We start from the raw sequence: 10,529 nt of genomic DNA, 5'->3' as shown, positions 1-10,529 counted from the left end.
AAGGCGTCATCGTAGCGTTTGGCTTGTGGCACCGGCGTCGCCGCAGTCGTGTGCTTGGGTTCAGCAGTCTTGAGCTTGTTCATGTGCGCTTTCTGTTAGCGCACCGCCCCCAAGGTGTCCATCAAACCGGGTGAGGCCCAGATAATTGTGTAAAGCCCTTATTCTTCGCAATAATGGACATACTCAGCACCCGGAAAACGGGTCGTTCATGAGATTAATACTTCCGTCCTGCCTTTCTCCTTTTTCCCTTTCGTTTGCGCGGCCATAATTTGCCCATGGAGTTTGCGCAATCACTGGCCCTGGGGGCCATGCTGGTTTCGGCGGCGGCCAGCTTGTTCTTCGCGCTGGCGGAGACGGCGCTGTTCTCGCTCGGCAAGCTTCAATTGCGTCAGCTCAACCAGGCAGACAGCGGCCGCGCAGCGGTGGTCGGGCGGTTGCTGGCCCGGCCGCAGGATCTGCTGGCCACGATGGTCTTCGGCAACACCTTCGCCATGGCAGGCATGCTCGGCTTCGGCCTGTGGATGGCCTTCAGCGGGCGCTGGCCGCTGGCGGTGACCGTGGCGGGCATGTTCGTGGTGCTGGTCTTTTTCTGTGAGGTGCTGCCCAAGACGCTGGCGGTGCGGCGGCCAGATCGCTGGTCGTTGCGTGTCGCGGTGCCGTTGTCCTTCTTCCACGCGGCCACCCTGCCGCTCCGACTGGTGGCGCAAACGATGAACGCGGCCATTTTGCGGTTGGTCATTCCCGGCGGGGTCAAACCGCAGCCGGTCCTGACCGATGCGGATTACCAGGAACTGCTGGAACTGGCTTTTCAACAGGGCGCGCTCGACGCGTCGGAAAAGGAAATCATCCTCCAGATCATCAGCCTCGACCGGCACACCGTGCGCGACGTGATGAAGCCGCGTTCGACGATTTCGTGCATTCCCGACGATCTTTCCATCGAGGAGATGATCATCGCCGCCCGCCGGTATCGACATCGCCGGCTTCCCATTTATGACGAAACGCCCGACACCATTGTGGGGGTGTTGAACACGCGCGCCCTGCTGCTGGAACCCGGGGTGGACCTGGCGGAAGTCATCGAGTTCCCTTCGTTTGTGCCACAGTCCATGAACCTGCTGCAATTGCTCAAGAGCCTGCAGCGGCAGCAACGCGGCATGGCGATTGTGCTGGATGAATTCGGCGGCACGGCCGGTCTGGTGACTATCGAGGATATTTTAGAGGAGGTGGTGGGGCGGATGCGGCGCCACTCCGAAGCCGGTGTGCGGGTCGTCAAACTCGACGAGAAACGCTGGCGCGTCAGCGGGGCGACCCGGCTGGATGATTTTCGGCGCGAGTATCCCGAACTCGGCGACGTGGCGGGCATTGAAACCATGGGTGGGCTGCTGGTGCGTCTGGTCGAAGCGGTGCCGGCTCCGGGTGAATCCGCCGTGTTCCGCGGGTTGCGGCTGACCGCGCACGTCACGGACGAGCGGCGCGTGCGGGAGTTGCTGGTCGAACGGGTCAAATAGATGCACGACGAACTCATCAACTGGTTGTTGCTGCTGATTTCGGCGCTGTTGTCGTTCATGCTGTCGGGCATGGAGGCGGGCGTGTTTGCGCTGAGCCGGCTCCGCATCCGCCAGCAGGCCCGGGCGGGCCAGGCGTCTGCGCGGCTGCTGCAACAGTGGCTCGAGAATCCGGAAAACTTCCTGTGGACCATCTTCGTGGGCAACACGGTGGTGAACTTCTTTTTGCTGGGCACGTTGTTCGCCCGGCTGCACGCCGCGCTGCCGGAGAATCGCGTGGCCTTTGGGGCGGCGTTTCTCGGTGCGGTGTTTCTCTTTTACGCGCTGCTCGATTTGCTGCCCAAGATGCTGTTCCGCGCCATGCCCAACCGCCTGTGTCTCGCGCTGGCCCGGCCTTTCCGCTTCCTGCACCTGGCGCTGCGGCCGTTGGTGGCGCTGGTGGAATGGGGCTCCGCCCTGTTGCTGCGCTGGCGCGGCGGCAAGGTTTTCCGCGGCCAGTTGTTCGGCAACCGGGAGGAATTCCGGCAGGTGATGCAGGACAGCGCCCAAGATTTCACCAGCGAGGAGCGCGCCATGATCAACCGCGTGCTCGACCTCCAAACCCTGACGTTGCAGGCGGTGACGACGCCGATTGCCGTCGCGGTCACCGTCACGGCCCGGACGACCATCGGCGAGTTCTTCACGTTGTGCCGCGAACGCAAACGCACGCGTTTCCCGGTCTGGGACCTGCGCGACACGCAGCGCCGCATCGTCGGACTGGTGGATTTGGACGAGCTGATTTACCGCGCCGATCTCAAGCCGGAACAGGCCGTGGCGGAATTCATCCAGCCGGCGGTGTATCTCGAAGAAACCCTTCGCATCGAAGACGCGTTGCGGCGGATGCGGCGGGCGGGGCAGATGCTGGCCATCGTCATGCGCGACAACCGTGAGGTGGGCATCGTGTCGATGCAGGACATCATGAGCATGGTGTTCGGGGAGGTGCGGCTCTGATGAACTGGGATCTGTTCATCGAAAACGGACTCAAGTTGCTCGGGGTGTTCGCGCTCGTGCTGATGAACGCTTTTTTTGTGGCGGCGGAATTTGCCTTCATCCGGCTGCGCGACACCCAGCTCGAGGCCCTGGTTGTGAAAGGGCATCGCCGGGCGAAAATCGCGCGCGCCATCGTGCGCAACGTGGAGGCATGCGTCAGCGCCACCCAGTTGGGCATCACCCTGGCCGGCATGGCCACCGGGGCCGTCGTCAAGCCCGCCTTCAAATCCATCCTTGCCCCCCTGTTCGACCTGCTGCGCGTCCAGTCGGAAACCGTCCGCAGCACGACCGAACTGATTGTGGGCTTTCTCGTCAGCACGATTTTGTTGATCGTCGTGGGCGAACTGGTGCCGAAGGCGATGGCGATCCGCAAGACGCTGGGCACGGCGCTCGTGGTGGCGCAGCCGCTGCACTGGTTTTACCGGCTCACCTTTCCGTTCATCTGGGGGCTCAACCATCTGGCGCAGTGGTTTCTCGGCCTGCTCGGCATTCAGCCCATCTCCGAGCTGGACGCGGCCCACTCCGATGAGGAATTGCGCCTGCTGATTTCGACCGCCCAGAAGCAGGCCGGGGCGACCACGCTGGGGCGTGACATTGTGCTGAACGCGCTCGACCTGCGCCGGCGCGTCAGCCGGGAAGTGATGCGGCCGCGGCAGGAAATCGTCGCCCTCAGCACCGAGGCCAGCATGAGTGAATGCCTGGACGTGGCCGAGAAATCGCGCTACTCGCGCTTCCCGCTGGCCGAGGGCGGCGACGTGGACCGGCTGCTCGGCGTGGTGCACTTCAAGGATTTGTTCACCATGCGCCTTAGGGCGCGGAGTGGGGCGGAGCTGTTGCCGGTGGCCCGCAAACTGGTTTACGTGCCCGAGACGGCCCGGCTGGAGCGCGTGTTGCAACTGCTGCTGGAGCGCAAGCTGCACATGGCAATGGTGGTGGATGAATACGGCGGCACGCTGGGGCTGCTCACGCTGGAAAACATCCTGGAGGAACTCGTCGGCCAGATTCAGGACGAGTTCGACCAGGAAAAGCCATTGCTGGTGCGGCTGGGCGAGAACGCCTGGGAGGTATCCGGCGCGCTGCCGCTGCACGAACTCGAGGAGATCGTCGGCGAATCCCTGGCCACGCGGGACTTGACCACCGTCAACGGACTGGTGACCGAGCGGCTGGGCGGCTTTCCCAAAATCGGCGACACGCTTGCGCTCGGCCGCTGTGAACTGCGGGTGGAGGAAATGGATGGCATGCGCGTGGGACGGTTGCGCATGCAACGCCGGCCCGCACCCGCGGAGGAGCCGGTGGAGATTTAGCGGATGGGATGGTCCCCCCGCCTCAACTCGTTCACCCGCGATTTCGTCATCGGCCGAGTGCCACTTCGGTCATTTTCCGCCCGGCAAACCGGCGGCTGTGCGTGAAGCCGGTTTCCCGGGCAAGCCGGATGGCCGCCGCGAAGTCCGCACCCACTTCCTCGGGCGCGTGCGCGTCCGAACCAAACGTGATGGCGACGCCCTTCGCACGGGCCTGTTCGAGGATGGCGCGGCTCGGGTAAATCTCACGGCAATCTTTGCGCAACCCGGCGGTGTTCAGTTCGATGGCGGTGTCGGTGGCCCGGCAGGCGTCGAGGAATTGGCCCACGAGCGGTGTCATGTCGCGCCGGGGCAGGTGGCCAAACTTCTTCGGCAGGTCCGTGTGACCGATGATTTCAAACAGACCCGATGCCGCCGCCTGCGTCAGCCGGTCGAAGTATTCGGCCCAGACGGCATCCACGTCCGATTTCTCCCAGAGTTCGCGCTTGAACGGGCTGTCAATGTCCCAGCCGCCGGAGACGTAATGGACCGAGCCGATCAGGTAATCCCACGGGTGCCGCACGGCGAGTTCGCGAATCCACTCCACGCGGTCGGGCAGGAAATCCACTTCGAGCGCGAGCCGGATGGTGAGCTGCGGATGCTCGCGTTGGGCCAGGCGCACTTGCGCGACATACTCGTCAAGCTGGTCGTTGCGCATGCGCCAGTCATCAAAGTCGTCCTCCAACATGGGCGAATGGTCGGAGAAACCGATTTCCGTGAAGCCAAGGCGAACGGCCTGCGCGGCGTAAGCGGTCGGGGCGCCGGTCGCGTGGCGACACAGCGGCGTGTGCATGTGGTAGTCGGCGGGCAGCGCCATGCGGCAATTTTCCGGATATGCGCCGAGCGTGTCGAACTTAATTCATCGGCGCGCGACCTGTCCTGAGGCGGAGCTGTTTGGCGTCGTCGCCCGGCGGGCGGTGTTAGCGATGCTGTTCGCCTGATTAGTAGATGTGCAAACTTTGTGCGGCTAATTGACAATATTTGCTGATGGTAGCTAAATCGCGTTGTCCCCAAGAGGTGTCAACGCGACGGCGTGTCAAACCTATGAAGCCCCAAACTCGTCCTACCATTTGGGAGCAGGCCCAGTCCAAAGGTGTTTCCCGTCGGGATTTTCTCGGCGCGTGCGCCTGGCTGACGGCCCTGCTCGGACTGTCCAACAGCTCCGTCGGCGAGGTGATCAAAGCCCTCGAAACGAAACCGCGCCTGCCCGTGGTGTGGTTCCATTTCCAGGAGTGCACCTGCTGTTCGGAGTCGTTCATCCGCTCGTCCCATCCGACGGTGGCGGACCTGGTCCTGGACAAGATCTCGCTCGATTACACGGAGACGCTGCAGGCGGCGGCGGGGCATCAGGCCGAGGCGGCGTTGCACGACACGATGAAAAGCCACCGCGGCGAGTATCTCATGCTGGTGGAAGGTTCCGTGCCGACGGGGGCGAACGGGGCGTATTGCTGCATTGCCGGGCGGACGGCGCTCGACATCGTGCAGGAGGCGGCGGCGGGCGCGAAGGCGGTGATCAACTGGGGCAGTTGCGCGTGCAACGGGTGCGTGCAGGGCGCCCACCCGAATCCCACGCAGGCCAAGCCCATCAAGGACATTGTCAGCGGCGTGCCGATGATCAACGTGCCGGGCTGCCCGCCGATTGCGGAGGTCATGACGGGCACCATCGTGCATCTGCTGGCGTTCGACCGCATCCCGCAGCTCGACGGCCTCGGGCGGCCGAAGGCCTTTTATTCGCGCCGGGTGCATGACACCTGTTATCGCCGGCCAAACTACGATGCCGGTTTGTTCGTGAATTCGTGGGACGATGAAAATGCCAAACGCGGCTACTGCCTTTACAAGATGGGCTGCCGCGGTCCGGTGACCTACAACGCTTGCGGCGTGATGCGCTGGAACGGCGGCGTGAGTTTCCCGATCCAGTCCGGGCACGGGTGCATCGGGTGCAGCGAGGCGCAGTTCTGGGACAACGGCCCATTTTACCAGCATCTGCCGTCGTTTCCTGGTTTCGGCATCGAGACGACGGCGGACAAGGTGGGCACGGTGGCGGCGGGCGTGACGCTGGCAGGCGTGGCGGTGCACGCCATCTCGACGAACCTGCGCAAACGGCATCTGATCCAGGAGGAAATTAAAACCAGCGACGAGATCCGCGACGGTCGCGAAGAACAAGGAGGAGTGTGATATGGCCGGCAAACGCATTGTCATTGATCCCGTCACCCGCATCGAGGGCCACCTGCGCATCGAAGTGGAGGTGAAAGACGGCCGGGTGGTGGACGCCTACAGCGCGGGCACAATGGTGCGCGGGCTGGAGATCATCCTCAAGGGGCGTGATCCGCGCGATGCGTGGGCGTTTGTCGAACGGGTCTGTGGCGTCTGCACGACCGTGCATGCGCTGGCGTCGGTGCGGGCGGTGGAGGACGCGCTTGGGATCGTCATTCCGCCGAACGCCGAACTCGTGCGCAATCTCATGTTCTGCGCGCAATACATGCAGGACCACGTGGTGCACTTCTATCATCTGCACGCGCTGGACTGGGTGGACGTGGTGGCCACGCTCAAGGCCGATCCCGCCAGGACCGCGGACCTGGCGAAAAGCATCTCGAACTGGCCGAAGAGTTCGCCCGGGTATTTTTCCGACGTGCAGCAACGGGTGCAGAAGTTCGTGGCGAGCGGCCAGCTCGGCATCTTTGCCAACGGCTATTGGGGCCACCCGGCGATGAAACTGCCGGCAGAGGTGAATCTGCTCGGGGTGGCGCACTACCTCGAAGCGCTTGAATGGCAGAAGGAGATTGTGAAGGTGCACACGGTCTTCGGCGGGAAGAATCCGCATCCCAACTACCTCGTGGGCGGGGCGCCGTGTGCCCTGAACATCGACGACGCCAACGCCATCAATGCCGAACGGCTCGCGCTGGTCGGGCGGTTGCTGGCGGACGCGAAGACGTTTGTCGAGCAGGTTTACATTCCGGATCTCATGGCCATCGCTTCGTTCTACAAGGACTGGGGCGCGGTCGGCGGCGGGCTGGAGAATTATCTCGTTTACGGCGACCTGCCGACGCACGGCTTTGGTGACCCGGGCAAATTCAAGTTCCCGCGCGGTGCGATTCTGGGCCGCGACCTGAGCCGGGTGCACGACGTGGACGGCCACGACGTCCAGCAGGTGCAGGAGGAGATTGCGCATTCCTGGTATGAATATGCCGGCAGCGCGGCGAAGCATCCGTGGGAGGGCGAGACGAAGTTCAACTACACCGGGCCGCAGCCGCCCTACGAGCAGTTGAACGTTGAAGGCAAATACAGCTGGCTCAAGACGCCGCGTTGGAAGGGGCACCCGATGGAAGTGGGACCGCTGGCGCGCCTGCTGGTGGGTTACGCCTCGGGCCGGGCGGACATCAAGGAAGTGGTGGATACGGCGCTCAAGAAACTGGACGTGCCGCTGACGGCGCTCTTTTCCACGCTGGGCCGCACGGCGGCGCGCGGTCTGGAGACCGTTCTCATTTCACAGTGGGCGCAGGAGTTCTACGGCCAGTTGCTGGCGAACATCAGGAATGGCGATTCGCGCCTGCACAACGGCGAGAAGTGGAATCCCGCGCTCTGGCCGGCTGAGGCGAAGGGCGTGGGCCTGAGCGAGGCGCCGCGCGGCGCACTCGCCCACTGGATCGTGATCCAGAACCAGAAAATCGCGAATTACCAGCTCGTGGTGCCCACCACGTGGAATGCCTCCCCGCGCGATGGAAAGGGGGCGCGTTCCGCGTATGAGGCGTCCCTCATCGGCACCCCGGTGGCGAATCCGGAACTGCCACTGGAAGTGCTGCGCACGATACACTCGTTCGATCCGTGCCTGGCGTGTGCGGTGCATCTCCACGATCCGCAGGGGCGCACGTTGCACCGGATTTGCTTCAACTAGGAGGTCACATGCAAAAAGCCACTTTGGGCCGCGTTTACGTGTGGGAAATCCCGGTCCGTTTCTACCACTGGCTCAACGCGCTCTGCGTCGTCGTGCTGGCGGGGACGGGTTATTTGATCGGCCAGCCGCTGGCGGTGCAACAGGCGTCCGAGGCGTCGTATTCCTACTGGTTCGGGGTCAACCGCTGCGTGCATTTCGTGGCGGCCTACATCTTCTTCTTCAACTTCCTCTTTCGCATCTACTGGGGCTTCGTGGGCAACAAGTATGCGAGCTGGAAGAACTTCATCATCTACCGGAAGAAGCAGTTCCGCGAGATCAGGCAGGTGCTGAAGGTGGACGTGCTCCAAACCGACAGCCGGCCCGTGGAAACCGTGGGGCACAACGCGCTGGCGGGGTTCACCTACTTCCTCACGTTCCTGGCGTTCCTGCTTCAGTCGGCAACGGGTTTCGCGCTCTATGCCGCGATGAGTGATGCCTGGCTGCCGCGGCTCTTCAAGTGGGTCGTGCCCTTGATGGGCGGCGATTTTGCCGTGCGCCAGTGGCATCACCTGTTCATGTGGTTTTTCATCCTGTTCACCATCGTCCACGTCTATCTGGCGTTTTATCACGACTACGTGGAGGGACGGGGCGGCATCTCCTCGATGGCCGGTGGCTGGAAGTTCATCGAGAAGGAAACCAAGCCACATTGAACCATGGAACTGTGCCTGCCGACGGCGGAAGAGCCGACGAATGACGTTTCAAGTCCGGACCCGGCACGTCGCCGGGTGCTGGTGCTTGGGGTTGGTAACGTGCTGCTCGGGGACGAGGGCGTCGGCGTGCATGCCATCCAGCGATTGAAAGCCTGCGGGCTGGCGGCGCACGCCGATCTCCTGGATGGCGGCACCGGAGGATTTCACCTCCTGGGATGCTGGCGTGACTACGAACGGCTGATTCTGATTGATGCGGCGGCGGACGGACATCCGCCGGGCACGGTTTCGGTGCTGCATCCCCAATACGCCCGGGATTTCCCGCCATCGTTGAGCGCGCATGACATCGGGTTGAAGGATTTGATTGAATCCGCCGCATTGCTGGGGCCGTTGCCGCCGCTGGACCTGGTGACCATTTCGGTGGGCGAGTTGCAGCCCATGAGCGTGGCGTTGTCGCCGGTGGTGGCGGCGGCGTTGCCCGCGGTGGTCCGTCAAGTCAAAGCCCTTCTGACGGCGTGACTGCCGACGATCTTCTGCGTCACTTCACAGAAACTGAATCCTGCGTTGACCGGTGGGCGCAAAGTTTCTAGCTTCTGCCCGCAAAGACCATGCGCTTTGCCCCGGATTGCTGTTCGGGGATTTTTTATTTCGATTTATGGCAAACACGATTCTCGTTGGCGCCCAGTGGGGCGATGAAGGCAAAGGCAAAATCATTGACGTGCTGACTGATGAGGCGCAGGTCGTCGTCCGTTCGCAGGGCGGCAACAACGCCGGGCATACGGTCATCGTCAAGGGCCAGAAGTATGTCCTTCACATCATTCCCTCCGGCATCCTCCGCAAGGGCGTGAAGAACGTCATCGCCAACGGCGTGGTCGTGGATCCGGTCAGCCTCGTGGCCGAGATCGAAGGATTGCGCAAACTCGGGGTGAAGGTCACCGGTGACAATCTTTTCCTCAGCGAAACCGCGCATCTTGTGCTGCCGTATCATCGGGAACTCGACGGCGCGCGGGAAATGCTCAAGGGCAAGCACAAGATCGGCACCACCAAGCGCGGCATTGGTCCGGCCTATGGCGACAAGGCGGCGCGCGTCGGTCTGCGCGTGGGCGATCTCGTGAATCCCGCGCGCTTCGAGGAGAAGCTCAAGGCGCGGATCAAGGAGAACAACGAGGTGCTCAAGGCGCTGGGCGCGAAGCCGCTTTCGTTCAAGGAAATTCACGCCGCCTATCGCGAGGCAGGCGATTACCTGAAACCGTTCGTGGCCAACACGGTCGTGTTGCTGCATCACAGCGCGCAACGCGGCGAGGCGATGCTGTTTGAGGGGGCGCAGGGCACGTTCCTCGACATTGATCACGGCACGTATCCGTTTGTCACTTCCTCGAACACCACGGCGGGCGGGGCTTGCACGGGGTCCGGTGTGCCGCCGCACCGGATTGACCGCGTTGTGGGCGTGCTGAAGGCCTACACCACGCGCGTGGGCGAGGGACCACTGCCGACGGAGAATGCCGAAATTACCGATCTCCTGCACGGCCTCGGCCGCGAGTTCGGCGCGACGACCGGTCGCGCGCGGCGCTGCGGCTGGTTTGACGCCGTTGCCACGCGTCACGCGCAAATGGTCAATGGCATCGACGACCTTGCCGTGACGAACGTGGATGGGCTCGACACGCTGGAAACGATCAAAGTTTGCATCGCCTATCGCGACGGCAAGAAGCGCTACGACTACCTGCCGACCGACGTGGAGGTGCTGGCCCGCTGTGAACCGGTTTACGCCGAGTTTGACGGCTGGCGGCAGCCGCTCGACAAGATCCGCAGCTGGGCGAAGATGCCCAAGCCGGTGAAAGCGTATCTCAAGGCGATTGCCGAGCTGACGGGTGCGCGGTTGAGCATCGTGTCCGTCGGTCCGGGCCGCGAGCAGACGATGTTTTTATAGTCGTTATATCGTGCCTGGTTGAACCGTCGCATCGCGCGCGTTGTCCATTTCGATGCAGCGTTCACCGTTCACGATTCAACGCCCATGAGTTCGACTCCGCACCTCAGCGCCGAAGCGAAGGCGAATCTGCCCCAGCACGTCGCCATCATCATG

General features: G+C 63.0%; 9 protein-coding genes. 8 read left to right on the top strand and 1 reads right to left on the bottom strand.

Going from position 1 to position 10,529, the window contains the following annotated elements; all coding sequences use genetic code 11:
• Positions 1 to 275 precede the first annotated feature (275 nt).
• The 3 genes from VFV96_04100 to VFV96_04090 are packed head-to-tail and all read left to right on the top strand — an operon-like array spanning position 276 to position 3,835.
• The gene (locus VFV96_04100) at positions 276 to 1,505 is read left to right on the top strand and encodes a hemolysin family protein (protein HEU5069580.1); all 1,230 of its coding nucleotides are present in this window, start codon (positions 276 to 278) and stop codon (positions 1,503 to 1,505) included.
• A complete protein-coding gene (locus VFV96_04095) occupies positions 1,506 to 2,492 on the top strand; it encodes a CNNM domain-containing protein (GenBank protein ID HEU5069579.1) in 987 nt (328 codons plus the stop codon).
• Positions 2,492 to 3,835 carry a hemolysin family protein gene (locus VFV96_04090; GenBank protein HEU5069578.1) on the top strand — a complete coding sequence of 448 codons (1,344 nt, stop codon included), beginning with the start codon at positions 2,492 to 2,494 and terminating at the stop codon, positions 3,833 to 3,835. Before VFV96_04095 ends, VFV96_04090 begins: the two co-directional genes overlap by 1 nt.
• A gap of 46 nt (positions 3,836 to 3,881) precedes the next feature.
• Here VFV96_04090 and VFV96_04085 read toward each other — a convergent pair whose 3' ends face one another.
• Complete coding sequence (locus tag VFV96_04085) at positions 3,882 to 4,688, bottom strand: histidinol-phosphatase HisJ family protein (protein HEU5069577.1); 807 nt, start codon at positions 4,686 to 4,688, stop codon at positions 3,882 to 3,884.
• 227 nt (positions 4,689 to 4,915) lie between these two features.
• On the opposite strand from VFV96_04085, the gene VFV96_04080 reads away from it, so the two are divergent.
• The 5 genes from VFV96_04080 (at position 4,916) to VFV96_04060 (ending at position 10,376) form a co-directional block, all read left to right on the top strand.
• A complete protein-coding gene (locus VFV96_04080) occupies positions 4,916 to 6,046 on the top strand; it encodes a hydrogenase small subunit (protein HEU5069576.1) in 1,131 nt (376 codons plus the stop codon).
• Position 6,047: 1 nt separating this feature from the next.
• Positions 6,048 to 7,763, top strand: a complete 1,716-nt coding sequence (locus tag VFV96_04075; GenBank protein HEU5069575.1) for a nickel-dependent hydrogenase large subunit — start codon at positions 6,048 to 6,050, stop codon at positions 7,761 to 7,763.
• Between the two features lie 8 nt (positions 7,764 to 7,771).
• Positions 7,772 to 8,452 carry a Ni/Fe-hydrogenase, b-type cytochrome subunit gene (cybH, locus tag VFV96_04070; GenBank protein ID HEU5069574.1) on the top strand — a complete coding sequence of 227 codons (681 nt, stop codon included), beginning with the start codon at positions 7,772 to 7,774 and terminating at the stop codon, positions 8,450 to 8,452.
• A gap of 3 nt (positions 8,453 to 8,455) precedes the next feature.
• Entirely contained in the window at positions 8,456 to 8,968 is a 513-nt protein-coding gene (locus VFV96_04065) for a hydrogenase maturation protease (GenBank protein ID HEU5069573.1), read from the top strand.
• A gap of 136 nt (positions 8,969 to 9,104) precedes the next feature.
• On the top strand, positions 9,105 to 10,376 hold the full coding sequence (locus VFV96_04060; protein HEU5069572.1) for an adenylosuccinate synthase: 1,272 nt from the start codon (positions 9,105 to 9,107) through the stop codon (positions 10,374 to 10,376).
• Positions 10,377 to 10,529: the final 153 nt, after the last annotated feature.

It is taken from the genome of Verrucomicrobiia bacterium (genome assembly GCA_035765895.1).
In the GTDB taxonomy this organism is placed as follows: domain Bacteria; phylum Verrucomicrobiota; class Verrucomicrobiia; order Limisphaerales; family DSYF01; genus DSYF01.
Note: the sequence above shows the minus strand (reverse complement) of the source record. Positions and strands in the feature narration are given on the sequence as shown.